Origin of the sequence: Campylobacter sp. RKI_CA19_01128, assembly GCF_025771175.1 — a bacterium.
Classification (GTDB): domain Bacteria; phylum Campylobacterota; class Campylobacteria; order Campylobacterales; family Campylobacteraceae; genus Campylobacter_D.
The window spans coordinates 15,436-41,103 of record NZ_JAKMPU010000012.1; the positions used below are offsets into that span (position 1 = coordinate 15,436).

General features: G+C 25.3%; 30 protein-coding genes. 14 read left to right on the forward strand and 16 right to left on the reverse strand.

The window, feature by feature from the left end:
* Positions 1–72 precede the first annotated feature (72 nt).
* From L8U98_RS07270 to L8U98_RS07295, 6 genes are all read right to left on the reverse strand, one after another.
* Positions 73–534: a hypothetical protein gene (locus L8U98_RS07270; RefSeq protein WP_263725380.1), complete on the reverse strand. Its 462-nt coding sequence runs from the start codon at positions 532–534 to the stop codon at positions 73–75.
* A complete protein-coding gene (locus L8U98_RS07275) occupies positions 524–1,534 on the reverse strand; it encodes a type IV secretion system protein (protein ID WP_263695817.1) in 1,011 nt (336 codons plus the stop codon). The genes L8U98_RS07270 and L8U98_RS07275 overlap by 11 nt, the downstream gene beginning before the upstream one ends.
* A 289-nt stretch (positions 1,535–1,823) precedes the next feature.
* A complete protein-coding gene (locus L8U98_RS07280) occupies positions 1,824–2,378 on the reverse strand; it encodes a Bro-N domain-containing protein (RefSeq protein ID WP_263659910.1) in 555 nt (184 codons plus the stop codon).
* Positions 2,379–2,391: 13 nt separating this feature from the next.
* A complete protein-coding gene (locus L8U98_RS07285; RefSeq protein ID WP_263725379.1) occupies positions 2,392–3,708 on the reverse strand; it encodes a type IV secretion system protein in 1,317 nt (438 codons plus the stop codon).
* Entirely contained in the window at positions 3,705–6,479 is a 2,775-nt protein-coding gene (locus L8U98_RS07290; RefSeq protein ID WP_263725378.1) for a VirB4 family type IV secretion/conjugal transfer ATPase, read from the reverse strand. The genes L8U98_RS07285 and L8U98_RS07290 overlap by 4 nt, the downstream gene beginning before the upstream one ends.
* Positions 6,480–6,485: 6 nt before the next feature.
* Complete coding sequence (locus L8U98_RS07295; RefSeq protein ID WP_012662257.1) at positions 6,486–6,746, reverse strand: TrbC/VirB2 family protein; 261 nt, start codon at positions 6,744–6,746, stop codon at positions 6,486–6,488.
* Positions 6,747–7,199: 453 nt separating this feature from the next.
* Between L8U98_RS07295 and L8U98_RS07300 the strand changes: the two genes are divergently transcribed.
* From L8U98_RS07300 to L8U98_RS07310, 3 genes are all read left to right on the forward strand, one after another.
* Positions 7,200–7,535, forward strand: coding sequence for a hypothetical protein (locus L8U98_RS07300; RefSeq protein WP_012662256.1), 336 nt, complete (start codon positions 7,200–7,202; stop codon positions 7,533–7,535).
* Between the two features lie 293 nt (positions 7,536–7,828).
* Positions 7,829–8,035, forward strand: coding sequence for a CJH_07325 family protein (locus L8U98_RS07305; RefSeq protein ID WP_173777034.1), 207 nt, complete (start codon positions 7,829–7,831; stop codon positions 8,033–8,035).
* Positions 8,025–8,822 (forward strand): hypothetical protein, encoded by a 798-nt coding sequence (locus L8U98_RS07310; protein WP_263725377.1) that lies wholly within the window; start codon positions 8,025–8,027, stop codon positions 8,820–8,822. Before L8U98_RS07305 ends, L8U98_RS07310 begins: the two co-directional genes overlap by 11 nt.
* Positions 8,823–8,901: 79 nt before the next feature.
* Here the strand turns inward: L8U98_RS07310 and L8U98_RS07315 are convergent, their stop codons facing one another.
* Together L8U98_RS07315 and L8U98_RS07320 are read right to left on the reverse strand one after the other, a co-directional pair.
* Entirely contained in the window at positions 8,902–9,675 is a 774-nt protein-coding gene (locus tag L8U98_RS07315; protein WP_263725376.1) for a hypothetical protein, read from the reverse strand.
* A 95-nt stretch (positions 9,676–9,770) separates the two neighbouring features.
* Positions 9,771–10,157, reverse strand: a complete 387-nt coding sequence (locus L8U98_RS07320; RefSeq protein ID WP_263725375.1) for a hypothetical protein — start codon at positions 10,155–10,157, stop codon at positions 9,771–9,773.
* 287 nt (positions 10,158–10,444) lie between these two features.
* Between L8U98_RS07320 and L8U98_RS07325 the strand changes: the two genes are divergently transcribed.
* The 3 genes from L8U98_RS07325 (at position 10,445) to L8U98_RS07335 (ending at position 12,066) form a co-directional block, all read left to right on the forward strand.
* A complete protein-coding gene (locus L8U98_RS07325) occupies positions 10,445–11,113 on the forward strand; it encodes a plasmid partitioning protein (protein WP_044599638.1) in 669 nt (222 codons plus the stop codon).
* A 4-nt stretch (positions 11,114–11,117) separates the two neighbouring features.
* Positions 11,118–11,342: a hypothetical protein gene (locus L8U98_RS07330; RefSeq protein WP_263662990.1), complete on the forward strand. Its 225-nt coding sequence runs from the start codon at positions 11,118–11,120 to the stop codon at positions 11,340–11,342.
* Positions 11,343–11,463: 121 nt separating this feature from the next.
* Positions 11,464–12,066 carry a recombinase family protein gene (locus L8U98_RS07335; protein WP_263725374.1) on the forward strand — a complete coding sequence of 201 codons (603 nt, stop codon included), beginning with the start codon at positions 11,464–11,466 and terminating at the stop codon, positions 12,064–12,066.
* Positions 12,067–12,137: 71 nt separating this feature from the next.
* On the opposite strand, the gene L8U98_RS07340 is transcribed toward L8U98_RS07335, so the two are convergent.
* The 4 genes from L8U98_RS07340 to L8U98_RS07355 form a co-directional block, all read right to left on the reverse strand.
* Positions 12,138–13,052 (reverse strand): helix-turn-helix domain containing protein, encoded by a 915-nt coding sequence (locus tag L8U98_RS07340; protein ID WP_263725373.1) that lies wholly within the window; start codon positions 13,050–13,052, stop codon positions 12,138–12,140.
* A gap of 234 nt (positions 13,053–13,286) precedes the next feature.
* Positions 13,287–14,120, reverse strand: coding sequence for a hypothetical protein (locus tag L8U98_RS07345; protein ID WP_263725372.1), 834 nt, complete (start codon positions 14,118–14,120; stop codon positions 13,287–13,289).
* A 70-nt stretch (positions 14,121–14,190) separates the two neighbouring features.
* Positions 14,191–15,510 (reverse strand): relaxase/mobilization nuclease domain-containing protein, encoded by a 1,320-nt coding sequence (locus L8U98_RS07350; RefSeq protein WP_263725371.1) that lies wholly within the window; start codon positions 15,508–15,510, stop codon positions 14,191–14,193.
* On the reverse strand, positions 15,510–16,040 hold the full coding sequence (locus L8U98_RS07355; RefSeq protein WP_257911298.1) for a hypothetical protein: 531 nt from the start codon (positions 16,038–16,040) through the stop codon (positions 15,510–15,512). Before L8U98_RS07355 ends, L8U98_RS07350 begins: the two co-directional genes overlap by 1 nt.
* A 203-nt stretch (positions 16,041–16,243) precedes the next feature.
* Between L8U98_RS07355 and L8U98_RS07360 the strand changes: the two genes are divergently transcribed.
* The 3 genes from L8U98_RS07360 to L8U98_RS07370 all read left to right on the forward strand — a co-directional run bounded on the left by L8U98_RS07360 (position 16,244) and on the right by L8U98_RS07370 (position 18,389).
* Entirely contained in the window at positions 16,244–16,516 is a 273-nt protein-coding gene (locus L8U98_RS07360) for a hypothetical protein (RefSeq protein WP_044599609.1), read from the forward strand.
* A 70-nt stretch (positions 16,517–16,586) separates the two neighbouring features.
* Positions 16,587–17,297, forward strand: coding sequence for a hypothetical protein (locus L8U98_RS07365; protein ID WP_012662288.1), 711 nt, complete (start codon positions 16,587–16,589; stop codon positions 17,295–17,297).
* Between the two features lie 18 nt (positions 17,298–17,315).
* Complete coding sequence (locus L8U98_RS07370) at positions 17,316–18,389, forward strand: toprim domain-containing protein (protein WP_263737856.1); 1,074 nt, start codon at positions 17,316–17,318, stop codon at positions 18,387–18,389.
* Positions 18,390–18,430: 41 nt separating this feature from the next.
* Here the strand turns inward: L8U98_RS07370 and L8U98_RS07375 are convergent, their stop codons facing one another.
* Together L8U98_RS07375 and L8U98_RS07380 are read right to left on the reverse strand one after the other, a co-directional pair.
* The gene (locus L8U98_RS07375) at positions 18,431–18,997 is read right to left on the reverse strand and encodes a hypothetical protein (RefSeq protein WP_263725369.1); all 567 of its coding nucleotides are present in this window, start codon (positions 18,995–18,997) and stop codon (positions 18,431–18,433) included.
* Between the two features lie 264 nt (positions 18,998–19,261).
* Positions 19,262–19,564, reverse strand: a complete 303-nt coding sequence (locus tag L8U98_RS07380; protein WP_263725368.1) for an EexN family lipoprotein — start codon at positions 19,562–19,564, stop codon at positions 19,262–19,264.
* 551 nt (positions 19,565–20,115) lie between these two features.
* Between L8U98_RS07380 and L8U98_RS07385 the strand changes: the two genes are divergently transcribed.
* From L8U98_RS07385 to L8U98_RS07405, 5 genes are all read left to right on the forward strand, one after another.
* The gene (locus L8U98_RS07385) at positions 20,116–21,012 is read left to right on the forward strand and encodes a replication/maintenance protein RepL (protein ID WP_263696079.1); all 897 of its coding nucleotides are present in this window, start codon (positions 20,116–20,118) and stop codon (positions 21,010–21,012) included.
* Positions 21,009–21,422 (forward strand): type II toxin-antitoxin system VapC family toxin, encoded by a 414-nt coding sequence (locus L8U98_RS07390; protein ID WP_044599615.1) that lies wholly within the window; start codon positions 21,009–21,011, stop codon positions 21,420–21,422. Before L8U98_RS07385 ends, L8U98_RS07390 begins: the two co-directional genes overlap by 4 nt.
* A gap of 63 nt (positions 21,423–21,485) precedes the next feature.
* On the forward strand, positions 21,486–22,211 hold the full coding sequence (locus L8U98_RS07395) for a hypothetical protein (protein WP_263663061.1): 726 nt from the start codon (positions 21,486–21,488) through the stop codon (positions 22,209–22,211).
* 93 nt (positions 22,212–22,304) lie between these two features.
* Positions 22,305–23,495 carry a DUF5710 domain-containing protein gene (locus tag L8U98_RS07400; protein WP_263737857.1) on the forward strand — a complete coding sequence of 397 codons (1,191 nt, stop codon included), beginning with the start codon at positions 22,305–22,307 and terminating at the stop codon, positions 23,493–23,495.
* Positions 23,496–23,514: 19 nt separating this feature from the next.
* The gene (locus L8U98_RS07405; RefSeq protein WP_044599617.1) at positions 23,515–23,730 is read left to right on the forward strand and encodes a hypothetical protein; all 216 of its coding nucleotides are present in this window, start codon (positions 23,515–23,517) and stop codon (positions 23,728–23,730) included.
* Between the two features lie 40 nt (positions 23,731–23,770).
* On the opposite strand, the gene L8U98_RS07410 is transcribed toward L8U98_RS07405, so the two are convergent.
* Together L8U98_RS07410 and L8U98_RS07415 are read right to left on the reverse strand one after the other, a co-directional pair.
* Positions 23,771–24,073: an EexN family lipoprotein gene (locus tag L8U98_RS07410; RefSeq protein ID WP_263725366.1), complete on the reverse strand. Its 303-nt coding sequence runs from the start codon at positions 24,071–24,073 to the stop codon at positions 23,771–23,773.
* Positions 24,074–24,372: 299 nt separating this feature from the next.
* Positions 24,373–25,008, reverse strand: coding sequence for a recombinase family protein (locus tag L8U98_RS07415; RefSeq protein ID WP_263725365.1), 636 nt, complete (start codon positions 25,006–25,008; stop codon positions 24,373–24,375).
* Positions 25,009–25,668 lie beyond the last annotated feature (660 nt).

Sequence of the window (25,668 nt, forward strand, 5' to 3'; positions counted from 1 at the left end):
ATCTCCCTGCAATTATAGCAGGGTTTAGGATAATCCCTTTGGCTTTATACTAACTTTCTTTATCTCCTTTCTTTAAAATTTGTTTTCTAAAACTTCAGTTTCAATTATTTGCACATCTTTTTCTTTGAAAAAAAGATTTTGTTTTAAAACTTTTACAAAAACATCTCCTTGCTCCGTATGGTAAGTGATAGAATAATCAAACTCGCCAGCTTCAACCATCTTATCTTCATGATAAGAATTAGAATCATTTACAGCCTTTTTTAAAATCACATAAGACATACTCGGATAATTTAAAATAATTCTCTTTTTCTTTTTAATGTTTTCAAAGCTTTTAATGGAAGTTTCTTTTTCTTCTTTCTTTTCAAACACAGGAACAATTTCCATTTTTAAAAACTTTTCTTGATCTTTAATATCATTTACAGCAACCCAACCACTTTTATCATCAAATAAATAGTTATAATTAGTATTGTTTTTAATAGAACAAGCACTAAAAAAGATTGCACAAAATGCAAATAAAATTATCTTATGCTTCATTTCTCATCCTTTGTAATATGCTCTTTCCTAAAGACATAGCATTAGCACCTGCAACAGAAGCACCTGATTTCATAGCAGAATAAGCACCTTCTGCCATTTTAGAGCCTCCTTTTTGAGCATGCCCAAATAAATTTCCAAGAGTTTTTCCAGCAACAGAACTTATAGGATTGCTTACCCTTGAAAACACACTTTGCATAGCAGAATCTAAAGCAACGCTTCCTACTTTTTCAGCAAAAACCTTTGCTACAAAAACCATAGCAACTAATAAAACAGAGGAAAAAGTCATTCTCACGCCTATAAAAAAAGAATCAACATTTCCGTTAGAGTATTGTTTAGAAGTTTCATATACAAATGCATATATTTCTTTTGCAAAAACCTTAAAAAATAAACTCATAAAAAGAACTAATAAGGTATTAGAAATAAGCAATGCAAGCCATTGAGTAAAAACATTTTTAGTGCTTTTATATAAAAGACAATAAAACATTAAAGGTGCGGCAATCACCAATATAGTTTGAGTAAAGGCAGTAGCATTAATCACTACTAAAGCAGGTAGCACAGCTATACCAAATGCTATATAAACTATAATTATAGTAATTCCAGCTATTACTGTATCAAATCCACTAGCCTTAGCCCATATATTATCAGCTAAATTTCTAACTTCATTAAAAATAATATCAATTTGCTTATACATACTAAGGCTTCCACCAGCCCACTCATGAAAGCCATCCATAGCATTAATAACTAAAGTAAGCCATCCGCCGATATTTAAAGCAAAAGTGATGATCATAGCCTTAGCAGCTAAATCCCACATTACTTCTTTAGTAGGACTTTGAGAACGACCAAATAAGATTTCATAACCCTTATACATAATAGTAATGACAAGGGTAATAGAAAAAAGCACGGCAAGTTGAGTCATTTTTTCACTCAATGCTGCATTTCTTACTACTTCTAAAATCACATGAGTAGCATTACCAAGCTCTGTAAAGAAATTACCTTGCATGGTAAGCCTTAAAAGAAAATACAAGATTAAACATTATTGTGTTTTAAGAAGTTTAAGAAGACTAAGGTATAATACCCCGAAGGGTTAGCCGTAGGCTGCAACCCTATGGCTTAATCTAACCCTTAGAATGGGGGTGAATTTATGTCATACAAAATTATAACTATAATTATACTTGTTTGTGTAATTATAGTCAAGGCTTATTAGCTTTGCCCCTTTTAAAGGGGTATAATTTTACCCTACGGCCTTTCTTAAACTTTCTTTATCTCCTTTCTTTAAAATTTGTTTTTATTTAAATTAATTTGGTTTTAAAATTAAGTTTTTGTAAAACTTGTGTTTTTCCATTTTTAAATTTTTCTACTATTTCATATTCTATTAGTTCTATAAATTTAGAATTTTGTTTTTGTTCTATTTCCTTTATAGCATTTGCTATCTTTTCCTTATAAGGTGTATCAGGAAGATCGTATTTGTTGTTATAATTTTCTAATTTTGGTGCATTGTTAAACGCATAATAACCTTGCTTTCTAATACTTGGTAAGACTTCTTTAATAACCCATTGTCTAAAAGGCTTTGCTTTTGGCTTATCACTTCTCATTAAAACAAAGTAAAGTTCAGGTTCATTAATTACAATAAATTTTTGCGTTCCTCCAGAAGTTTTAAAGGGGTACCACTCAAAACCGCCCCCTTTATCAAATTCCTTATTTATAGAGTCTCTAACACTATTTGTCTTTTTTATATTTAATATTTTGCATATATCATTTAGGCAAAACAAAGGTTCATTGTTTTTATCTCTTATTGTTCTTACTTGTCCTAATTCTTTATTTTCAAATAAAATAACACTACTCATTTTTCACTCCTATTTAGTCAAACAAAGCATTTGCTTTTTCTCTACCTTCATCTAAAAGCTCTTTAGAATCCAAAGGCTCTTTCCCCATTGATTCTGCAAACAGCTGTGCTGCTTGATCTTGTCTTATTCTTCTTTGATTTTCATAATGCATATTAGAAATTTCAAGATTAGTTTTAATGATTTCTAGTTTGGTTTTTTCTACATTAATCGCATTGTTAATGTCATTAGTTTCTTTAATATCTTTTGATTCTATAAGTCTTTGGTGTAGTTTCTCTAAAGACTTTGCTACGGTATTAACTTGGATAGAAGCTTGATTATAATGCTCCACTTGAGCTGCATAAGTAATCATATCCATTCTACATATTCTTTTTTGCTCTTCACTCAAATAACTAGCATTGCAACGATCAAAAAGAGTGAATTTTCTAAATGTATCTTTGCTCTTATCGCTTAAAAAGCCTTGTGGATCTTGCAATACATCATCATAAAAAGATTGTATGTTTTGTCCAGCTTCAGCAAAATCTAAATAAATTTGTTTTGTATCTTTCATAAAAGCAACGACATCTCTTGAACCTGTTTTAGACATAAGTTCATTTTGATAAGCCTGAATTTGTTGTTGATAGTGTTTAACCGTATCTTGCCATCTTGTAGCTTGTTTAGTCCATTCTGCAACTTCTTTTGCATTTTGGGTTGCCATTTGTGAATTTGCAGTCGCATCAACTACAGGAATACCAGCACTAAAAGCTAAGTTAGGTAAAATCAATAGGGAAGTAAGAATAAGAATAGATTTTTTAAATTTTTGGATATAATTTTTTGGGGTGTTTGCCACAAGGTTCGCACCCTTGTGGCTTAATTTGCACTCCGAAAGGAGGCGATTAAATTGAGTCATATAAATCTCATAGTTATTATTATACTTCTTTGTATGATAATAGTCAAGACTTATTAGCCTTGCCCCATTTTTATGGGGATGAGATTTCCTTGTGGCTTTAAATCTAAAAATAGCTACTAATATAACTTTAACATTAATACCAGCACTAAAAGCTAAATTTGCAATACATAATGATGAAATTATGGAAAATAAAAATTTATTTTGTTTTTGGATATAATTATTTTTGGGGTTTGCCACAGGGCGGCAACCCTGTGGCTTAATCTTAACTCCAGAAAGGAGATATTTTAAGATGAAGTTCACACGCTTTATCTTAGTAGCAATTATACTACTAAGTTTAATAGTAGTCAAGGCTTTTTGAGTCTTACCCTGTCTTTTGACAGGGCTATTTAAGATAAAGCGCCCCTGTGGCTTTTTGGTTTGATTTTTACTTAAACTTAATCTCATTGTTCTTCCTTATAAAATGTTTTAAGTTTATTGATTTTTTCTTCCAAAGTTTTGTTTTCTTGATTAAAGATATTTTCTATTTTTTCTATATAGCTTGTGCCTGTAGATAAAATTTTTAGGTTTTCTTTGCCTAAAGATGAAAGATCCAAAGAACAAACAACTGCTTCATCTTGTCTTTTAACAAGGAATTGTCGTTTATGTGGGGCAAAGTTTTTAACTATTAAAAATTCATCTTTACTAAGACCTAGTCTTAAATACTCATCTTCTTTTGCTAAAGGGTTTGGTAAAAATATTTTTGTAGCAGATTGTTCAACTAAAGTATTTGCTATCTTTAGTTTTAAAAAGTCCTCTATACTTTGTGTAGCAAGTCTTAAAAAGCCATTTTGTTTTCTTATGGTTTTAAACTTGTTTTTTACTTCTTCTGCCACAATATCATTTTCTAACCACTTCCAAGCTTCATCAATATCTATACAAAGTCTTCTTCCATCTGCTAAATTCATAACACGCCAAAGAATAAAATAAGAGATTAATGCTGAAACATCTTTTTCATCTAAAAATTCAGTTCCATCAATACCAAATAAATTAATATCATCAGGAAAATCTAGGTTGTCATATTCATTATCAAACACCCAGCCAAATTGTTTTCCTTTTTGGAATAAAGACAATCTACTTTTTAAAGAGTTATTGTCATTAAAATCATCTGTAATATTTTCAAGAAGTAAAGAAATAGGATATTTTCTTTCAGAAATTTCAAATTGAAACATTAGAGTATTTACAGCTTCATTGATTTGTTTTTCTTCTTTTGTATTAAGAATTTCACCATTGCGTGTTACACATAGTTTTATTAGTTGTTTTAAAAATCTTAAATTTTCTTCATTAGTTTCAACCATAAAAGGATTAAACCCAGTAGGCTTACCATTTTTAATAGAAATATATCTACCGCCAGCACAAAGAATATTGCCTAAAGCACCTTTATCTTTATCTAAAAATACAGCTGTAAATTTCTTTTTATCTTCAGGTATGTTTGCAGGAAAGCTATCTTTATTAGCATACTTTATCATTTGATTAATGATAAAATTCATAAACACGGTTTTACCACCACCACTTTGACCTAAAATCAAAGTATTAGCTAAATTCAAATCACCAAATTCATCTTTGGTTTTTCCATCGCTTTTGTGGAAATTTAAAAAATATGGTTGTTTATTTGGTGTTTTTAAAATAGTTACAGCATCGCCCCAGCAATTTTTTTCTTTTTTGCCCATTAAGAAATTATGTAATGCAACCAAAGATGAAAAATTTAAAGATGAGATCATATGAACTCTTGGGCGTATTGCAAAATTACTTGGAAATTGTGAAAAATAAGAAGCGGGTAGTGCAATATTTGCTAATGTTGAAGTAAAGCCTAAACTATTTAATGAAGTTATTACTTTATTAGTATTTTTCTTGCATTCATCAATGCTATCACCAAAAACACAAATACTAAAATGATAATTTCCAAAACTTATAACATTACTAATTAAATTATCTAATGCTAAATTTAATTGCTCTATCTGACTTACGCCATCATCTTCACTTGAAATTAGTTGATTGATTTGTTTATTTAATGCTGATTTTGAATCATATTTTGATAAAGGAACAAAAGTTTGAGTGATAGTATAATCTACATCAAGATACATTAAAGAATCTAAAATACCTGAAAAAGTTTCATTAGAATAATCTTTAATTTCAATAATTCTAGCAAATCTTTTTGTATCATCATTGTAGTTTAGCTGAATCATATCGTGGTTAAATTGAATATTTTTTAAAGTTCCTGTTAGATATTGATATATCGGAGTATCACAAACTACAACAGGATTAAATTTTCCACCTATTAAATAATTATAAAATTCTAATTGCTCGGAATATTTAATATTATTCTTTTTATATACACTTAATATTTTTGGTTTAAAATCTTTAATGTTAGCTTCAAGTTTTCCTAAGTATTCTTGGAATTTAAGAACAAAATTTGAAATTTCTTTTGCTTTTGATTTGTAATTTAATTTATTGAAAGTCTTTAAATCAATATTAGATTTTAAAGGCTTATAGACCAAAGTCAAATAAAGCGAATTTTGCTGAAAACTTTTTTTATCAAAACTCTTATGGTATTTCTCATCAATTTCCTTTAAAAAAGAATTTTCAAAATGAGAATCTAAAAATTCATGTAATTTAAATCTTACATTATGAAAATAAAAAGCAATAGGTTCATTAGAAAATGACATTATCATCATATTTAAAAGATTTTTTTTAAAAATTAAATTCTCATCTGACTCACACTCAAATTCTATACCCTCAATAAAAAATGTGCTAATTAGCATATGTTCTTTTGTAATAACAATACTATCTGTAAGTAAAGAGCTATAAGGAATTAATTTCTCTAAACTTGGTTCAGCATGAAGTGGAAATATAGATAATTTTGGAAAATCATTATTAGTTGGCAATCGTTTATAGCTTACGCTATTAAAAGTTTTAGCTTTATGGTATTTTCTACTCAAAAAATTACTAATAAATTTAGTTTTTAAAAAAAACAATCTAAACATTTGCTCATCTTTCTTAGTCATTGCTTTCATAATAAAATAAGAAATAACTCCAAAAATTAAAAGAAAAAATTGTTGTGTATAAACAGCTATTAAGATAAATCCTAAAATGTTTATTATAAAAGGCACTAAAGGCACTCCAAAAAGGAGTGCAGGGCGTGTTAATCCTTTAAAGAGCGGATCAAAATAGTTATTCATAAACTTTTAACCCACCAAAAGAGCAGCCAAAGAAGAAGCAGAACCTATAACAACACCACCAATTACCACTGGTAAAACTTCAGTCCATTGCTGTTTTAATATTGCCATTCTATAACCTGCAATACCAAAAGCTATTGTAATAGCAATAATAGAAACACCAAACAAAGCTGACTCTATATCTTGTGCCAAAGTATTGACTTTATCAATACCGCCTGCAGCAAAAGCTAAATTTACAGCTAATGCTATTAATAGTATTTTTTTAAACATTTAAAGGAGTCCTTTCATTAAAAAATAACGAACGATAAATTTAGCTCTTATATTAAATATAAAGGTATTATTTAATTTTAATTTTTTATTAAAATTAAATGTGTAATAAACATTTTTTTTGATTTTGGATTAAAAAGGAGTAAATTTGGCAACTAAAAAATCAGATTTGTATAAAAAAATTATAAAAGTAAGAAGTAAAATTAAACAAAACTTAAAACCTAAATCACGATTATATTTGAATCTAAAATTTCAGAGAAGAATATATGAGTAAAAAATATCCTTATTTTCTTTCAAATAAAATTTATTTTCATCCCATGATCTTATGGACTAACATTAAATGTAAAAATTGCAATGAAAATAAATATATTGAATATACAGAAGATGAAGCATATAAAAAGTTATCTGTCCAAAATGCAAAATGATGATTGAAGTAGAGAAAGGAAAAAGCAACAAATGAAAGAATTAGATTATTATAACTTTTTAGAAGAAGCAGATTATCTGATGAAAAAATATAAAGAAGAACAAAAAGAACTTACAGAAGAAGTATTTTTAAATTTCTTAAAAGAAATGATAAAAAAATACAATATTACAAAAAGATACGAATGTTTTAGAAATAAAAATAATTTTCTCTTTATAACAAAGAATAAACAATGCTATACAATAATTATCTTTAAAAAAGACGAAGATAAAAAAATAATTTTTTCAGGATATAGTCTTCAAACAAAAAAAGAAGGACAAGAATATTTTGAAGAAAATTTCAAAGAATATGAGAAAGTTGATTTTTTATGAAACATAAAATTTGAGAAAAGATTATATAACTTAAATCGAATTAAAAATAAATTATATTTATTTTATATCTAATAAATATCTTTTTAATATTTTTTAATTATGTGTCTTATATCTATATAATATATAAATATATTTTTTATAAACTATGAGAAATAAAAATCTCAGTATAAAAACAATATTTTCTGTGAAATTTTATATTAATATATATAATTATATGATAATATATACCAATATATAATAAAATATATTAGTAATGCAATACAAAAAATATCTCTCTAAGAAAGTGATTAAATATGGATAAAGAGTTATTAAGAGATAGTTACGGAAAAGTAGATTTTATAAATATGCCTTTTCAAAATACTGGGAGCGTATCTGATATTTGTGAAAAATTTCAAGATCCTATCTTAGATGAAGCTATGCAAAAATTAAGCGATGCTATAGATAATAGTTATAAAAATTCGGATATTTATGGATATATTCAAAAAAAATATGGAATATAAAATATCAGCAGCAACAACTTTATTTAAGTTATATATAGATTATCTTAGTGTTGATCTTTCTAACTTTTTCAGAAATGATTCAAATAGAGGTAGAAATACCAATGTTATATTAAGTTTTGTGGATATATTATTAGATATAGATCTTATAGATGTTTTTGGTGAAACACTATTAGAAACCAACAAAAAAGAATTAAAACTATTAGAAGTTTTTATTGATAAATTTCTTGCAACAGGAAGGAATCTTACGAATATAAAAAAAGAAAATATAAATGTTTTATGTGTTGCTAAAATACTTGAAGATGAAGATTTATTTAATTTGTTTAGAGAAGCAAAATTTGCAGGAAATTATTTCAGAAAGGTTTCAAAAAAACCTTATATGAAAGACTTTAAACAGTATTATAATAGTAAAAAACCCAAAGGATTTACACAATCTGTTTTAGAACTTCACAATGCTTTATCGCATTTAGCTATTTTTTTACTTCAAGATGATCAATCTGATTTATTTAACAATATAGATAAAGCTAAAAATCATATTTATAGATCTATACTTGATTATTACAAAATAATGATTAGATTTTCGATTAATGAAATTCAGCAAAAAGATTTATTAACCCAATCATTTTATTCAATACGAGAACAAGAATTTTTATTTTTAGGTCAAGATTTAAAACACAAAAAAATTAATTTTTTCAATCCCAAAAATCAACTAATTGAGAAAGTGGATATAATAAAAGCTTATAAAACACTTTTTAATACAATTAATAATATACTAGATCCTAGTGTCTAATATAATTTCTTGTTGTAAATAAATTATTTTTTGCATATCGCTTATTATAGCCAAGAGATATGCAAAATGATTTTTTATATTAAAAATCGGTCTTTAATTTAGAGATTAAACAATCAGAAATTTTTTCTACAGGACAACACACCACTTCAGTACTTACACCAATATAGCGATATACAGCTTCACATTTTTTAGCAAATCTTTTATCTGTTGTAAATAATTTGTCTGATTTTGTAGCACATATAGCATGTGCTACATCATAAATACCAGAAACCACTTTATTGTATTTTTTATCAGCATTAAAACCATAAAGATTTAGTAGTTTGAATAATTGCTCAATAACATATTCAAGTTCAATAAAGTTGTCTTTTATTTTATTATATATACCTTGTTCAATTTTTAAATCAGTAGAAATTTGTCTATCTAACATTTTCATACGTTCAGATTCATTCACTTTTTTCATATTTTCATTTATTTCAGCTATATGCTGTTTAATTTTATCAAGCTCCCAAATTTTGTCATAATTACATTCGCTACTAATACCCATATATTTTTTATCTTCTTCTAAAAGTTGTTTATAGTAATTTTCAAATGCACTATGATAAAATTTACCATCTGACTTAATTATCTCGGTAGTTGGATTTTTACAAACACGTCTATAACAACAAATAGGTTTTTCAAATACTCCTGTTATTCCTCCGTTAATTAATGGTCTAAACTCATAGTTATTGGTAAATTCTGAAATTTTTTTAAGAAATTCTTCTATATTATATTCTCCTTGGCTATCACTCCAAGCACTATATATTTCTTCTATATGAGCATAACTATAAACAAATTTTATATAATTATCCTTCAATTTGGAAACAGCTTCTTCTATTGAAGAATCTTTAAAAGAATATATGTAAATATTATGATCGAGGTAAAATATCATGCTTAATCCTTTGTTAAAAGTTAGTTTTTCTTAATCTTTTTTATCTTTTTAATATCGTTTGATATAGTTTTTTGACTTACCATAAGACAACTAGCTATTTCCGTTTGTGTTTTTTTTCCCATTAATTGCTCTACCTGTTTTAATCTTTCATCTGGAGTTGTTTTAATATACTGAACTTTTTCTTGTCTTTGAAAATTTCCATTTTCCTCATATGTTACAACAGCTCCTTTAACCCCATCGTTTATTTTTATAACAGTTTTATTATTGCTTATGTTAATACTACAATTTGCATTTTCAGGAAAATTGTTTTTTATACTATTTATAACACTCTCAACAACATCTACAGCTTGGATTGTTTTGTTTTGAACTAATTTATTTTGATTAGTATTTTCTTTAAGTTTATTCATATTTATTCTCCTTATTTATTGTAATATTGTTACTTTAATTAGTAAGTATAGTTTTTACTAGTAAATTACTAATAGGGCAATTATACATAAAAATAAATTAAATAAATCTTAATTATTAATTATAAAAAAAATTTAACTTTTGGAATAAAAAAATAATAATTTTTTTATTGTTATTATATAGTATATTAAATAAATATATTTTACACTTTTTATATATATTTTTATACTATGTATTTAATATTTTTATGATATAATTATGATATATAATAAATATCATAAGGATAAGTATGATTATATCCATCTGTAATGAAAAAGGCGGAAGTGGCAAAAGCACATTAGCTGTAAATTTAGCAATTAAGGCAGCTGAGAGTAAAAAGGTTTTATTGTGTGATAGCGATCCACAAAAATCTGTTATGACTTTTGTCAATATTAGAATGGAAGAAGGTATTAATAGAACATTCTCTGTTGTATCTAAAGTTGGCGAATCTTTAAAAGATTTTATACAAAAAGAAAAAAATAAAAATGAGTATGATTTAATTATTATCGATACTGGTGGTAGAGACTCAAAAGAAATGAGAATAGCATTAGGTTTTTCAGATGTTGTAATCATTCCTACAATCCCAAGTCAATTTGATGTTAGTGTTTTAGATAAAATGTTTACAATTATTAAAATGGCAAAGGAATTAAATAGAGATCTACAAACATTTGTTTTAATCAATAAAAGCTCTCCAAATCCTTTTTTAAATAAAAAGATTGAAGATTTAAGAGCCTATATTAAAGAGCAAGAAGATGACAATATTAAACTTTTAGATAATATTATCTGTGAAAGAGAAAAATATAAAACTTGCATTCAAATGGGTTTAGGAATTAGTGAAACAGAAATTAATTCTAACAATAAAGCTTTAGAAGAATTTAATACTTTCTATAATGAATTAATAAATAAAATCAAAGGATAATAAAATGGCATTTAAAAAAAATACAAATGTGAATTTAGATAGTTTTATCGAAGGAGCTACGGGAGAAACTTCAGCACAAAAAACCCCTACGCAATCTGGAAGAATCAAAAGAGATAAAAAGCTTCTTGTGGGTTTTACAAGTGAAGAATATGAAAGATTGTCAAATATGGCAGAACAAATGGGTATGGATAAAGGTGCTTTTATAAGATTTAAGGTGCTAAATAACTAAAAGATATTTTAAAAATATAATTTTGATATGTATATAATATATAAAAAATATTATATACATATTATAATGATACATACTATTAAAAAATAATACTTCAAACAATTTTAGATATAATTACATAATGGTAATAGCATATATAAGAATTAGCACAGCAAAACAAGACTCAGAAGTCCAAAAACTCCAAATATATGAATATTGTATAAAAAACAAAATTAATATTGATGAAGTTATGGAAGTTGAAATGAGTTCAAGAAAAAGTTTAGAAAAAAGGCGTATGAATGAATTAAAAGATAAACTCAATGAAGGTGATTTATTAATTTGCACAGAACTTTCAAGATTAGGAAGAAGTATGCTTGAAGTTATTACATTAATATTAGAACTTTCTGAAAAGGGTGTGCAATTTGTTTTTTTACGACAACCTGAATTAAGTTCATTTAACAATCCTTCTCAAAAATTACTCCTTTCTTTCTACGCTTATGTTTCAGAAACAGAGAGAGACTTTATCTCACAAAGAACAAAAGCAGGACTTGCTAATGCACGCAAAAATGGAAAAAATATAGGTCGTCCTGCAAATAGTTTTAATAGTATGTATGATAAAGATGAAGATCTAATAAAAGAGCTTATATCTAAAAAAATAACTTTACGCAATATTTGGAAATTTTTAGGCGAAAAAGGAACTTACAATAACTTTCATTATTTTTGCAAAAGAAGAAAATTGGGATAAATTTATATCAATAACTATCCCAAAAAAATATCTTATTAAATTAACAAAACGCTCAAGTGAAATTCTTAATTTTATTCCTTATTGTTTTTTTCTAGTAATTCTTTTTCTTTTTTAATTATTTGTATACATTTTCTGAAAAAACTATCATATTGTTCTTCCATATCATATCTTAAATCTAGTAAATCCAAAAGCATGTAAGATATTGATCCATGTTTTAAAATATTCTTTGGATAAAATTGTCTTGACACGAGCTTCTTGTAATCTTCTTCATTAAATTCCAACACGGAAATATTTGCCCTGAAATTATTAAAAAATTTAAATAAATCATATAAATCACTGCTTTCTCTGGCTTCCATATGAAAATTATTACCAATGCAAAAATCTACATGATAAAAATCATACTGATTGTCAAAATTCATTGCAAGAATTTTGGTATATTTGTTATTATTGCTACAAGTAATTATGTAAATTTTACTAAAACCTTCAGCTTCTTTCATCAATTGAGAATTAAATCTAGATTTAATAAATTCGACCCTAAAAGGAAAGTCCTTGCCAGTTAACAACCAATTATCATTAATGTGAAACATTTTTGCAAACTTATCTAAAAAATCAAAATCGGGATAAATATCCAAATTCAAAATTTTATTAATTTTTTCAAAACTAGGCTCACCCATTATTTTCGAACAAGTTATATCATTTAATTCATACTCATTCATTATATATTCTATTCTTTTAGCTAAATCAATCATTATATAATTTTTATTATTATCAAAACTATTCAAATTTAATGATCTAAAGCTTTCTTGAAAATTTTTAATGGAACATCGAAGCTTATGGTTTTCAATCATAAGTTCCATGGCCAATTGAGCTGTTTTAGAAATTCTTGAACTATCACTCCAAGAATCTATTGTTGTTTTTGATAAGCCCAATTTTTCGGCTAATTCCAATCTACTAATACCTAAAACACTACATATTTTTCTCAACATTAACAATATTCTCCTTTTATTTTTAATATAATAACATAATTATAATAAAAAAATTTATATATACATTTTAAAAATAATATATAATGTAAAATTACACAATAATTAGTATTTATTTATGTAAAAAATTAAATAAGCATAACGAAATTGAAATTTTGTCAAGATAAAATACAATAAAAAGTTATTCAAAGTTCAGCTTATTGATCTTAAAATAATATTATTTATTTTTTTATATCTTTAAAGAAAAATTTCACTAATATCTTGTGTTGTATCTTTTCGGTAATGAAACCCTCTAAGATCAATCATTCCTTCCTTAGAAATACCAAAAAGTGGCTCTATGATCTCGATAGCATCCCATACAACCCAAATATAAGGAAATAAACCGTTGTGTATAATTCTATTACACCAATTTTTAACTAGCATAATCTTATCAAAATCCACATTTGAAGGTAAATCAAAATATTGTCTATGATTTTCTTTTAGCTTATTAAGAACTTCATGTAAATTTATTTTATACTCTTGCAAATCACCAAATATCATCCACTTTATTTTTTTCTCTAGTGCCATACGGATTGAAAAAGCCTTTCCAATGAGAGAGGTGTGAAATGGTGTATACAATTGCGAGAATCCAAATGAATTGTAAAATGATTCTTGTGGTGCAATATAATCACCCAAACCTTGTATGCTCCCAATTATATTATTGATTTCCTTAACGATATACCGCAAAGACTCATCAATTAATTTTTCTTTGTGCTTTATCGTATTATAAAATCTTGCCATATCATAAATAATAGTCTGCGTTATTATCTTTTGTGGCATACCACTAGCAATTTCCCAAAATACAAAATACCTATTTTCATTTACCGATTCAATGGCTCTATAAATTGATAAATAATGGCTTTTAATATATTCATCATTAAATTGCTTTGGTTGCTTAAAAATCAAATCAAACTTATCATTTATTGTATTTTTTTTCTTGTATAAACCATCTTCTAATAAATCAAGTATATTATTCAAAATTAATAAATTGTTTTCTTTATCTTGATATGTTATTTTTTCAAGCATTTCCATTATAATTCTCCTTAAAAAACCTATATTATAAAATATATAATGCGATATTTATACTATGGTTCTCTATAAATTACCCATCTCTTTCAATCTCATTATTCCTAGAATTTGTCCATCGCAAGCTACTATAGGTTCGTTCTCGCTTTCCTTGCTGTAGCTGATTGAGTGCATTGATGTGCATAGGCATTTGAGTTCCTTTTCGCTCATGAACCACAGACTGTTCGGACAATATTCGCATAGAGTCTCTTTCTTTGGCAGATTCTCTTGGGATATTTGATTTATTACTGGACTCTTGTAAGATTCTCTGTCTATATTGTTCTGTATAATCTCTCTCATTGTTTTCCTTTATAGTATATTTTGGATTATTTTTTTCATCTGATTGCAATGGTTTTAGCTCTTTTTCTCTACCTAAAACAGAAGCGTCCCAAACAGATTTTTTTGCCATTTTGGTTACTTCAAAAGTCTTTCCATTTGCTTTAATTTTTTTCTTAATTTGATATGTTTCTTGTCCTATAATTTTAAACTTTGCATATTCCCCTTTTAAAATTTTATTTTCTTTGATAACTCTTTCAAGATCATTACTCCATATTACAGCTATACCTTTTTTTGTTCTATATTTCACATAAAAACTACCTTTAGCTTTCTCATCAAGACTAAATTTATATTTTGCTTTTCCATAATCTAAAACTTGATAATAATGCATTTTAGTTTGTTCTTTATTTTTTTCAAGTTTATAGGATACTTCTTCATTGTTTTTTGAACGAATAGTTGCTTTTGCTTCCACACCTAAATTGTTTAATGCTTTAGCAAAAGATAATCTCAAATTCATTAAATCTGATTTTTTTGGATTAATTCTTTTTCCATTTTTATCTGCAACTTTTAAACAAACATGACAATGTGGATTATCAGTATCATCATGAAAAGCAACTGCAAAAAAATTATCTGGATACATTTTTTTTAATGTCATTAAAACAGCTTTTTTCATTTTTTCTGGGGGTGCATTTTTATAGTCTTGCATAGAAAAAACCATATTAATAGTATGTCTTTTTTCTTTTTTTTCTTGTCCAAATCTAGGAATAGGAGCGCCCTCATTTTCATAAATTTTTTTTAAAATTTTTAACTCATCTTTTCCTTTTAATATATCAAAATCACTTGTAATTATTTCTACTGTTCCTTCTCTTGAAATATAATCTAAATGTTTACAAACTGCTTGCAAATTTTTTGAGCCTGATGTAATTTTTACAACGACTTCAGTGTTTTTTCTAAAAACTTTATTTGTTTTATTTGATATATTTTTTTTAACAAAATTATATGTAGATTTAGATCCAACTTCTATTTTAGTATAAACTCTTTTTGCTATGATCTCATCATCAAAAATTTTAAATCTTGACATTAAATTCTTTCATTATTTTTAAGAATAATTTTTTCTAATTCTTTGGATAATTTTTCAATATTTATTGAAATATCCTCAAAAGATTTTTCTAAATTTTTTTCATTTATTCTCACACTTTTTCCGCTTCTTAAAATTTTTAAAAGCTGATATATATTCCTTCCTATTGTGTTTATTTCTGTTCTTGCTAATATAAATTCATCGATATAATTTTTATCAAAAAATTTATCTTTATAAATATGATTTAAAGTTAAAATTCTTATTTGTTTTGTTGCAGTTCCATTTCCATTTTTCTTTGCAAAATCTGAAAATATTTTATATTCATCTTCAGTAAGTTTAAATCTAATTTCTTTTTTTGGTTCATTATTTTGATAATTTATTTTATCTATGGTGTTTATATTTTCTTTTTCATTATCATAAATATTTTTTAAAATTGTATTTATTATTTTACTGAAAGAAACTTTCATTTCTTTTTTTAGTCTAACAAGATAAGAATAACTTTTTTCATCAAAGTAAATATTAGTTTTTTTCATAAAAATTACAACACCTTTTATTGAGCCTCGCAGAGAATATTTTGCTATTTACTAAAAAATGGTGTCATTTTTTGGAGTAAATAGCTATCCTGCTATTGATACATTTTTTACACCTGTATTTTAGTCAATTTATCTTTACATAAAAATTAATATTTTCAACATTTATGATATAATTAATATATAAAATATTCACAAGGAGTAAGATGAAAAAAGATAGCAAAGAAATAGAATTACTCAAACAAGAGTATAAAGAAAAAATCCAAAAAGCAAAACAAAAAGAAAAAGAGAGAAAAGAGAAGCTTTGTAAGAAGATAGGCTCTGAAATTATCTCTTTGTTAGATAAAGATGATTTTAGAAATTTATTTTTTGATTATATTCAAAAAAATAATTTAGAAAAGATAAAATCATTATGTAGTGAAGTTGATGATTTTTTTAATATCAACTATACCAACAATAAGGAGGATAAAAGCAACTAAAAAAATATAAACAATTTTTACAATAATCCAAAAAAACAAAACCAAAAAACAAAATTATTAAGGATGAAAAATGGAAAACATAGATATACAAGAAAATGAAAACAAAAACATAACATTTGAAAATATAAAAGTAAAAGTTATTGATAATTCATCATTATGTGAAGAATATCAAGAGTGTGTTTTTAATGGAACTTATGACAATACATCAAATCCTAAAGAGATTGAATCTCTTTTTAATACTTTAAAAACTTTTGATTCTTGTGAAAAGCTAAAACGAATGGAAAAATTATCTTTTTCAAAACAAGAAATTGCGTTTGAAATTATCACTGATGATTTAAAAATACCGCTAAAGGTAAGATTGGGTGATGGACATTTTGAGAAAGGTTTAGATGAGTTAATTAAACTAGGTAGTCAAAATATTGATGCTAGTATTAACAAAAGAATCAATCCAAAAATAAAAGAAAATTTTGACAAAATATTATCTCCGCTTAAAGCTGAAAATTTTCAAAATATTCTAAATGGAACTTTTGAAGCAATTAAAGAAGTTGGAGTTTTATCAAATGCGAATGAATTTTCTAATTTTGTTTCAGAATTTTTAAAAGCTTACAAGGAAACTCAACAAACATCTGAAAGTAATAAAACCATAGATAATTCAAAAGATAAGAAAAAAGATAAAAACTATTTTTTTAAAAAAGTTGATGAGTTTTTTCAAAAAAAGCTTAATTCTCGTGAAAGGGAACATGTTCGGACTAACGAAAAATCTTTTTCTAAATCACTATAAAATTTAAAAGGATTATCGATGTATTATAATAGTTCAACCAACACCTCCCTAGCTCTTCAATCATTTAAAAAATCACTTGAAGAAGAAGGATTAATTATAGATAATTTACCTATTATGGATGGTAAAATTCATAGAGTAAAAACTACTAATGATAAAGGTAGAGAATTAAGTGGTGCTTATATTGGATATTTAAATAACAATTTTCCTGCAGGTTTTATACAAAATTTTAAAACAGGCGTAAAGAAAAATTGGAAAATGCAAGTAGAAAAAAACTATAATGGTAATTTAAAAAGTTCTCAAGAATTACATAATCAAATAAAAAAAGATCAAGAGCTTAGAGAAAAAGAAATTTTAGCCTTACAAGAAAAAACTGCCTTAAAATTAGAAGATGAGTATAATAATGCAAGATGGGCTAATTCTAACCATGCTTACTTAAAGAAAAAAGGCTTTGATGAAAACTTTTATCTTAAGCAAGATAAAATGGGTTCATTATTAATTCCTTTAAAAGATGAAAATGGAAAATTATGGTCACTTCAAAGAATATTTTCAAATGGAGATAAAATCATAGGAGTAATTAAAACTCAAGAAGAAAAAGATCAAGGTGTGGAATATCTTGCAAAAAAACAAGGTTGTTTTCATATTATAGGAACTAAAACACTTCATAATTTAAAAGAATTTTATTTATGTGAAGGTTTTGCTACTGGTGCTACTTTGTATAAAGCTTTAAATAAACCTATCATAATGGCAGTAGATGCTGGTAATTTAGAAAGTGTGGTTAAAAAACTAAATACTCTCTATCCTGATAAAAATATCACAATATTTGCTGATAATGATGTAAAAAAAGAATTAAAAGGTTTAGAAAATACAGGTAAAAAAACAGCTTTAGAAATTAAAGAAAAATATTCTAATGTTAGTGTAATTTTACCAAATTTTACACAAGAGCAAAGCTCTCAAGGTATGAGTGATTTTAATGATTTAATGCTTTTAAAAGGACTAGAATTTGTAACAAAAGAAATTAAAATGCAGATGTTTAGGGATAAAGTAATATGCCTAAAAAAAGAAAATTCTGATAAAGAATTAACTAGGGATTAAAATCTCTAGTTAATATTTATATTAACTATTTATATCATATATTATTGATATTGGGTAGATATATTAAACATCGTTAATGCACTAATTTCTAATTCTTTTTCATCACGACACTTTGAAATTGTATATAAAATACAAATATAAATATACGCCACATCTAGATTTAACTCATTTTCATCTCCAGAATTCTTTCTATGAATATCAAAAATAAATTTTTCATCGTATTGTTTTGTTACATGAGAGTGGCTTTGTTTAAAAAAATCAATAATATTTTTTATAGTTATATCTTTTGCTTGGATGTTTTGAATAAATTCTTCACTATATTCTAGTAGTCGTTGCAATTGCTGTTCTTTCTGATTTACTAAATTTAAGCAAGAGTTTAAACAACTTAGCCATTGTCCTCTTTCTTTATAAAAATCATCATCTAAAAAATTTAATACTTTACAGCAAGGATCATAATCTATTTGCCCTTCTTTTATTTTTAATTCATTAACATTAACCCCTAAAACATATGCTACAGTTTCCTCAGATTGCCCTTTGGTTTTCATTAAACACTTAACAATTGTTGCAGCAATAAAACTACCAAAATTTACATAAGAATTTTCGTTCATTATATTTCTCCATTATTAATTTATTAGATATTAATATTATAATATATTAAATTATAAAATACTGAAAAGGAATAAAGTTTCCATGAATATAAAATATCATCCACCAGTTTACAAAAGTTTAGCTTTTAATTGTCTTTTTGAAATGATTAACCTTATTGCAGATAAGTTAATTACCCATAAAGTAAATGCGGAAAAATTTTATAAAAAATTCAAAATCTTAACCAAAAAACGAGTAGCTAAACACTACTCATTTTTCACTCCTATTTAGTCAAATAAAGCATCAGCTTCTTTATCATATTTTTTTCTAAGCTCGCCATAATCCAAAGGCTCTTTCCCCATTGATTTACCTATATCTGCTTTAAAAGCATTTTCACATTCTATATATTCTTTTGAAGTTTTATCTTTTAGTATAGAGTCTTTATTATCTTTACAATATTTTAAAGTATCTTTTAATTCTTTTTCATTTTTGGAGTCTTTAAAATATTCCATAGACTTAGGCTCTGATGAACAAGCACCTAAAAAAACAATAAGACTAAAAGAAGCTAACCCTAAAATTACTTTTTTCATTTCATATCCTTGATATATTTTTTAAATATGTTCGTTATATTTTAATGATATTGAAATTATATCTAAAAAATATTAATTAGATATAAAATAAAAAAATTTTTTGATTTGAGATTATTTTATTTAATTATAACTATTTTAGTTTAAAAAATTTCTTTTATGAATATTTTATTGTTTTGGATTTTATTATTATAAAAGTTCAAAAGTAATATTATTACTTTTGATTTACATTATTTGCAAATGAGCGTTAGCGAAATTTGCGGTTTTTTGAATTTAAGAACAGATAAAGAAGAAAAAGACTTATAAAAAATGCTCTCAAATGCTTATAAAATAGCTATTTATTAAGGTTTTTGATTTTCCCACCCGTGGGACAAATTTTCCCACCCGTGGGACAAAAACTGCTCGTGGTGGGAAAAAACTAAAAAAGTAATTTTTCCCAAAATAATCAATAAAATTCATTGTATGGGATACAATTTGTTTTTTTATTTGGGAATTTATCATTTTTTGGGAAAATAATGCTATAATGTTTTTTAATTTTTGGGAAAAGGTAATATATGGCAAAGATAGTTAATTTAGAAAACAAAGAAACTAAAAAATTATATAGTAATGTTCAAGAGAAAGTTGATGCTGTAACAGGAGAAGTTACCACAGTAATAAGTTCTTTTTTACAAAGAGAAAAAACCAAAGATGATTTTATTAAATTATTTGTAGAAAACATTAGTTTTCTTACTGATAATCTTTCAAATCCTGCTTTAAGAGTTGTGTTGATGATGATTAAAAATTTAAATTATCAAAATGTTTTTCAATATAATAGTGAGTTTGTTCATTATTTTGAAAGTAGGAAGATTTTAGGAAAATCAAGTGTTTATCGTGCGATAAAAGAACTTGAAGATAAGCAAGTTATTTTTAAAGTAACAGAAGAGCAGAGAAAAGAATATGATATTATTGGTTCAAATTCATATATTATGAATCCACAAATCATAGGTAAGGGTTCTTTTAAAGATCTAAAAAAATTAAGACAAACTGTCGTTAAAACTTTTGATTTTGACAATTTAGAATTTAAGCAAGAAGTGTCAGTTGAAAGTGAATATGAAGGTCTTGAGCAAATTAAAAAAAATCCAGATCATTATGTTATTGAAGAAGTTAAGCAAATAGCTTCAGATAAGAATGTTGTAGAAAATCAAGTGATTATTTCTAAAAAAGATGATGAGCAAATAAATTATCCCTCATTAAAACAAGAGAAAATAATTGATGTTAATAGTAACATTCCTAGCTTATCAAATGATAATGAAGAACCTACATTATTCAATGGAAGTAAAAATGAGCAAAAGGCAATGGCTTTTATTAATGAATTTGCAGGTATGTTTAATGGAGCTTTTCATCCAAGTAAAACAGCCAAAGAAATGAAAAAAGAATTTTTAGAAAGTGACTTAAAAAAGGGTAATATATGAAAAAAGTATTTCTTGATACAAATATTTTTATTGATTTTTTTGATGAAGCAAGAATAAATAATGAACAAGCTAAACAATTAATATATTTTTTAATATCTAATGAAATAAAAATAGTATTTTCAGAAGATATGATTTCAACTATCGCTTATTTAATAGATAAAGACAAATTACCAGCCCTTATGTCTTTTTTTAAAAACACAATAACAAATCCATATTTTGATATAGTTTCATTTGGATCAAGCGTTATTAATATGGCTTGTGATTTTTACTTGCAAAATAAAGGTGATTTTGAAGATTATTTGCAGTATTTTTGTGCAGAAAAAGAAAATTGCACAGCAATTTATACTATGGATAAAAATTTTCCAAATTTAAAAATACCTATAAAAAGATATGGTGATACAAACATATAATAATATTTCATCTATCTCGTGTTATGTTAAGATATTTAAAACATTCAGAAATTAGAGGATAATATGAAAAAAAATAAAAACTTAATAGAATATATATTATTTTATCTATATAAAATAATATATATTCAAAAAAAATCATTAAATAAGATAAAATTTCATGAGTTGCTATCGCAGATAAGATTATCTTCCTATAATGATGATATTGTAAAGCATTATGATAACCTTAAACTTGTAGGAAAAATCACTCCAAAAATTGCAACATTAGAAATTATTCTTAGAAATAAACTTGATAGTAAATTATCAGAACAAGATAATGATTGGATAAAAAACTCTAATGATGAAAATATTAAAAAAGCTAAGATTGAAATTGAAAATAGAGAAAAAAATAAGATTTTATCCCATCATCAATATCTTTCTTGTATGAGCTTAGGAACTATTATCTATCTCATTAAAAAAAATAAATTACAAAATTCTATAATGGATGTAAAAAATATTGATTTTAGAGATTATGACAGCAGTAATAAAAATTTCTTTTTAAAAGATGAAAAGAAACGAAACTTTAGAAATATGCATAAGGTAGATATAATTCTTAGTTTATTACAAAATCTAAGAAATAGAAGCTATCATTGGGAAAATATATTAAAAACAATGGAAAAAAATGGAAAATATTATCCAAGATTAACGACAAAATTTAAAGACACTAGCATAGGATTAAATCCACAAAAAATAGATTTATTCTTAAGTGATATAATTAAAACTTTTGATAAAGAAATTTTGAAATATTGTTAAGAATAAAATAAGGATGGGACACAAGGAGTCCCTTGAATTTCCTTGAAATTATAGTCAATCTAACATTAAATTAAAATAAATAGGGGGAATATCTTGCCAAAAAAAAGAATGTTTTTGTTTGTTCCATATCAAGATATTCGTGAAGCTAAAAAACTTGGTGCAATGTGGGATAACAAACAAAAACAATGGTTTGCACCAAAATCATTAGATATTAATATATTTAAAAAATGGTTAGATAAAACCGCATTAAATAATAAAAGTAATTCTTATTCAACCAACACCTCCCTAGCCCTTCAATCATTTAAAAAATCACTTGAAGAAGAAGGATTAATTATAGATAATTTACCTATTATGGATGGTAAAATTCATAGAGTAAAAACTACTAATGATAAAGGTAGAGAATTAAGTGGTGCTTATATTGGATATTTAAATAACAATTTTCCTGCAGGTTTTATACAAAATTTTAAAACAGGCGTAAAGAAAAATTGGAAAATGCAAGTAGAAAAAAACTATAATGGTAATTTAAAAAGTTCTCAAGAATTACATAATCAAATAAAAAAAGATCAAGAGCTTAGAGAAAAAGAAATTTTAGCCTTACAAGAAAAAACTGCCTTAAAATTAGAAGATGAGTATAATAATGCAAGATGGGCTAATTCTAACCATGCTTACTTAAAGAAAAAAGGCTTTGATGAAAACTTTTATCTTAAGCAAGATAAAATGGGTTCATTATTAATTCCTTTAAAAGATGAAAATGGAAAATTATGGTCACTTCAAAGAATATTTTCAAATGGAGATAAAATCATAGGAGTAATTAAAACTCAAGAAGAAAAAGATCAAGGTGTGGAATATCTTGCAAAAAAACAAGGTTGTTTTCATATTATAGGAACTAAAACACTTCATAATTTAAAAGAATTTTATTTATGTGAAGGTTTTGCTACTGGTGCTACTTTGTATAAAGCTTTAAATAAACCTATCATAATGGCAGTAGATGCTGGTAATTTAGAAAGTGTGGTTAAAAAACTAAATACTCTCTATCCTGATAAAAATATCACAATATTTGCTGATAATGATGTAAAAAAAGAATTAAAAGGTTTAGAAAATACAGGTAAAAAAACAGCTTTAGAAATTAAAGAAAAATATTCTAATGTTAGTGTAATTTTACCAAATTTTACACAAGAGCAAAGCTCTCAAGGTATGAGTGATTTTAATGATTTAATGCTTTTAAAAGGACTAGAATTTGTAACAAAAGAAATTAAAATGCAGATGTTTAGGGATATGATATAATAACAAAAAAAGGAGTAAAATGTTTATAGATTTTTTAACTTATATGCTTACATTTTTAATCATACACGCTTTTATGTTTTTTTGTTGTGTTTGTTATGTAGCATATTTTAAAGTTTATATAATGAATTTTGAGTTTTCTTTTGGATATATAAAAGATTTATTAGTTGCTATTGCTATTGCTTTTATATTGGCATCCTGTTTTATTATAGGCTATCAAAAATTTATTCTTATTTGAAAAAACGAGTAGCTAAACACTACTCATTTTTCACTCCTATTTAGTCAAACAAAGCATTTGCTTTTTCTCTACCTTCATCTAAAAGCTCTTTAGAATCCAAAGGCTCTTTCCCCATTGATTTACCTACATCTGCTTTAAAAGCATTTTCGCATTCTATATATTCTTTTGAAGTTTTATCTTTTAGTATAGAGTCTCTATTATCTTTACAATATTTTAAAGTATCTTTTAATTCTTTTTCATTTTTGGAGTCTTTAAAATATTCCATAGACTTAGGCTCTGATGAACAAGCACCTAAAAAAACAATAAGACTAAGAGAAGCTAACCCTAAAACTACTTTTTTCATTTCATATCCTTGATATATTTTTTAAATATGTTCGTTATATTTTAATGATATTGAAATTATATCTAAAAAATATTAATTAGATATAAAATAAGTGATATTTTTTATAATTTTTTTAATTTCTTTATTATACCAAATTTGGGATAGAATAAAAACTAGAATAAAACAAACACTTAATAATTAATTACACATACAAATAATTAATATAAATTTTAGAATATTTTGTTAAAATTTATCGTTCGTTATTTTTTAATTTTTTTATTCTACTAAAAGCACACTATTTTTTCCCTTAAAAGAGAAAGTTAAATCTCAGGTTTGTATCTTTTTAGCAAATGTTTATATCCCATTGTAATTAGAAATTTTCTTAAAGTGTCTCTATGAACACCTATTCTTCTTGCTATTTTTGAATGCGAGTAGCCTTGCTTATCCCATTTTAAAATTTGTTTTAATGCTGGATAGCATGGATTTACTTCAATTCTATTCTTTTTTCCTTTGGGACGACCCAAAACTGCACCTTCCATTTTTTTTCTAGCTAAAGCCTCTTTGGTTCTCTGTGAAATCAATTGTCTTTCAATTTCAGCCGAGAGGGAGAAAGCAAAAGCAATTACTTTTGTGTTGATATTGTCATTAAGAGCAAAATTTTCTTTGATAGAATATATAGTGATATTATTTTTTATGCACCAGTTTAATTTCTCCATAATATCCAAAAGACTTCTTCCTAGTCTTGAAAGTTCTGTAACAACTAAGGAATCTCCATTTTTTAATTTTTTAAACAATCTTCCTAAATTCCTATGATCTATTGCTATTTTTCCGCTAACAACTTCTTGCACAAAGTAATTGATTTTAATTTCATTTCTTTTGCTCCACTGAAGTATTTCAAATTTTTGATTTTCAGTGTTTTGTTTATCGGTGCTAACCCTTATATAAGCATATATCATTGATGTTTCCTTGTAATAAAATAAAGATTGTTTATATCAAAAAAGGCATGATTTTTCTAGTTTAAAATAATTAACCCCTCAAGCTCAACATTAATCACTTGTAAAAAACAAATTACTCTTATCTTAGTTTTTAATGACTAAGATAAGAGTAATTAGAGTTATCATAAAGATAACAATTTTTTCCATTTTAACCTCCTTTTAATTTAAAATTGCCAAATTATATTTAAAAGGAAAATTTCTTACATAAAAGCTTCTTTAAACTTTTTCATTTTTATATAGTTTAAGATTATTTTTATTTATTTTATGTTTTGTGAGCTTTTAATCTATAAGTGAATAAAATTTTATATGATGTAGTTTTTAGAGCTTTAAGATAAAATAATATTGTTCAAACTTAGCAAATAATATTATATAAAAACAAATATCTTTATAACAAGCCCTCAACCCTGCTAATATGAAGGCTTATGTTTTAAGGATAAACTAAGCAGGGTTTTTCTAAAATGTTTTTTAAGAAATTAGAAATTAGTTCTTATCTTAGTTTTTAATGACTAAGATAAGAGTGATTAAAGTGATCATAAAGATAACAATTTCACTCATCTTAACCTCCTTTCGACTTTAATAAAGCCTCCATTTGGTTAAATCCTTAAAACAATAAAATTATAA

What these genes read in the sequence shown, in the direction of transcription:
- L8U98_RS07270 (WP_263725380.1), bottom strand. Translation starts at nt 534, where the DNA reads ATGAAGCATAAGATAATTTTATTTGCATTTTGTGCAATCTTTTTTAGT.
- L8U98_RS07275 (WP_263695817.1), bottom strand. Translation starts at nt 1,534, where the DNA reads ATGCAAGGTAATTTCTTTACAGAGCTTGGTAATGCTACTCATGTGATT.
- L8U98_RS07280 (WP_263659910.1), bottom strand. Translation starts at nt 2,378, where the DNA reads ATGAGTAGTGTTATTTTATTTGAAAATAAAGAATTAGGACAAGTAAGA.
- L8U98_RS07285 (WP_263725379.1), bottom strand. Translation starts at nt 3,708, where the DNA reads ATGAGATTAAGTTTAAGTAAAAATCAAACCAAAAAGCCACAGGGGCGC.
- L8U98_RS07290 (WP_263725378.1), bottom strand. Translation starts at nt 6,479, where the DNA reads ATGAATAACTATTTTGATCCGCTCTTTAAAGGATTAACACGCCCTGCA.
- L8U98_RS07295 (WP_012662257.1), bottom strand. Translation starts at nt 6,746, where the DNA reads ATGTTTAAAAAAATACTATTAATAGCATTAGCTGTAAATTTAGCTTTT.
- L8U98_RS07300 (WP_012662256.1), top strand. Translation starts at nt 7,200, where the DNA reads ATGAAAGAATTAGATTATTATAACTTTTTAGAAGAAGCAGATTATCTG.
- L8U98_RS07305 (WP_173777034.1), top strand. Translation starts at nt 7,829, where the DNA reads ATGGATAAAGAGTTATTAAGAGATAGTTACGGAAAAGTAGATTTTATA.
- L8U98_RS07310 (WP_263725377.1), top strand. Translation starts at nt 8,025, where the DNA reads ATGGAATATAAAATATCAGCAGCAACAACTTTATTTAAGTTATATATA.
- L8U98_RS07320 (WP_263725375.1), bottom strand. Translation starts at nt 10,157, where the DNA reads ATGAATAAACTTAAAGAAAATACTAATCAAAATAAATTAGTTCAAAAC.
- L8U98_RS07325 (WP_044599638.1), top strand. Translation starts at nt 10,445, where the DNA reads ATGATTATATCCATCTGTAATGAAAAAGGCGGAAGTGGCAAAAGCACA.
- L8U98_RS07330 (WP_263662990.1), top strand. Translation starts at nt 11,118, where the DNA reads ATGGCATTTAAAAAAAATACAAATGTGAATTTAGATAGTTTTATCGAA.
- L8U98_RS07335 (WP_263725374.1), top strand. Translation starts at nt 11,464, where the DNA reads ATGGTAATAGCATATATAAGAATTAGCACAGCAAAACAAGACTCAGAA.
- L8U98_RS07340 (WP_263725373.1), bottom strand. Translation starts at nt 13,052, where the DNA reads ATGTTGAGAAAAATATGTAGTGTTTTAGGTATTAGTAGATTGGAATTA.
- L8U98_RS07345 (WP_263725372.1), bottom strand. Translation starts at nt 14,120, where the DNA reads ATGGAAATGCTTGAAAAAATAACATATCAAGATAAAGAAAACAATTTA.
- L8U98_RS07350 (WP_263725371.1), bottom strand. Translation starts at nt 15,510, where the DNA reads ATGTCAAGATTTAAAATTTTTGATGATGAGATCATAGCAAAAAGAGTT.
- L8U98_RS07355 (WP_257911298.1), bottom strand. Translation starts at nt 16,040, where the DNA reads ATGAAAAAAACTAATATTTACTTTGATGAAAAAAGTTATTCTTATCTT.
- L8U98_RS07360 (WP_044599609.1), top strand. Translation starts at nt 16,244, where the DNA reads ATGAAAAAAGATAGCAAAGAAATAGAATTACTCAAACAAGAGTATAAA.
- L8U98_RS07365 (WP_012662288.1), top strand. Translation starts at nt 16,587, where the DNA reads ATGGAAAACATAGATATACAAGAAAATGAAAACAAAAACATAACATTT.
- L8U98_RS07370 (WP_263737856.1), top strand. Translation starts at nt 17,316, where the DNA reads ATGTATTATAATAGTTCAACCAACACCTCCCTAGCTCTTCAATCATTT.
- L8U98_RS07375 (WP_263725369.1), bottom strand. Translation starts at nt 18,997, where the DNA reads ATGAACGAAAATTCTTATGTAAATTTTGGTAGTTTTATTGCTGCAACA.
- L8U98_RS07380 (WP_263725368.1), bottom strand. Translation starts at nt 19,564, where the DNA reads ATGAAAAAAGTAATTTTAGGGTTAGCTTCTTTTAGTCTTATTGTTTTT.
- L8U98_RS07385 (WP_263696079.1), top strand. Translation starts at nt 20,116, where the DNA reads ATGGCAAAGATAGTTAATTTAGAAAACAAAGAAACTAAAAAATTATAT.
- L8U98_RS07390 (WP_044599615.1), top strand. Translation starts at nt 21,009, where the DNA reads ATGAAAAAAGTATTTCTTGATACAAATATTTTTATTGATTTTTTTGAT.
- L8U98_RS07395 (WP_263663061.1), top strand. Translation starts at nt 21,486, where the DNA reads ATGAAAAAAAATAAAAACTTAATAGAATATATATTATTTTATCTATAT.
- L8U98_RS07405 (WP_044599617.1), top strand. Translation starts at nt 23,515, where the DNA reads ATGTTTATAGATTTTTTAACTTATATGCTTACATTTTTAATCATACAC.
- L8U98_RS07410 (WP_263725366.1), bottom strand. Translation starts at nt 24,073, where the DNA reads ATGAAAAAAGTAGTTTTAGGGTTAGCTTCTCTTAGTCTTATTGTTTTT.
- L8U98_RS07415 (WP_263725365.1), bottom strand. Translation starts at nt 25,008, where the DNA reads ATGATATATGCTTATATAAGGGTTAGCACCGATAAACAAAACACTGAA.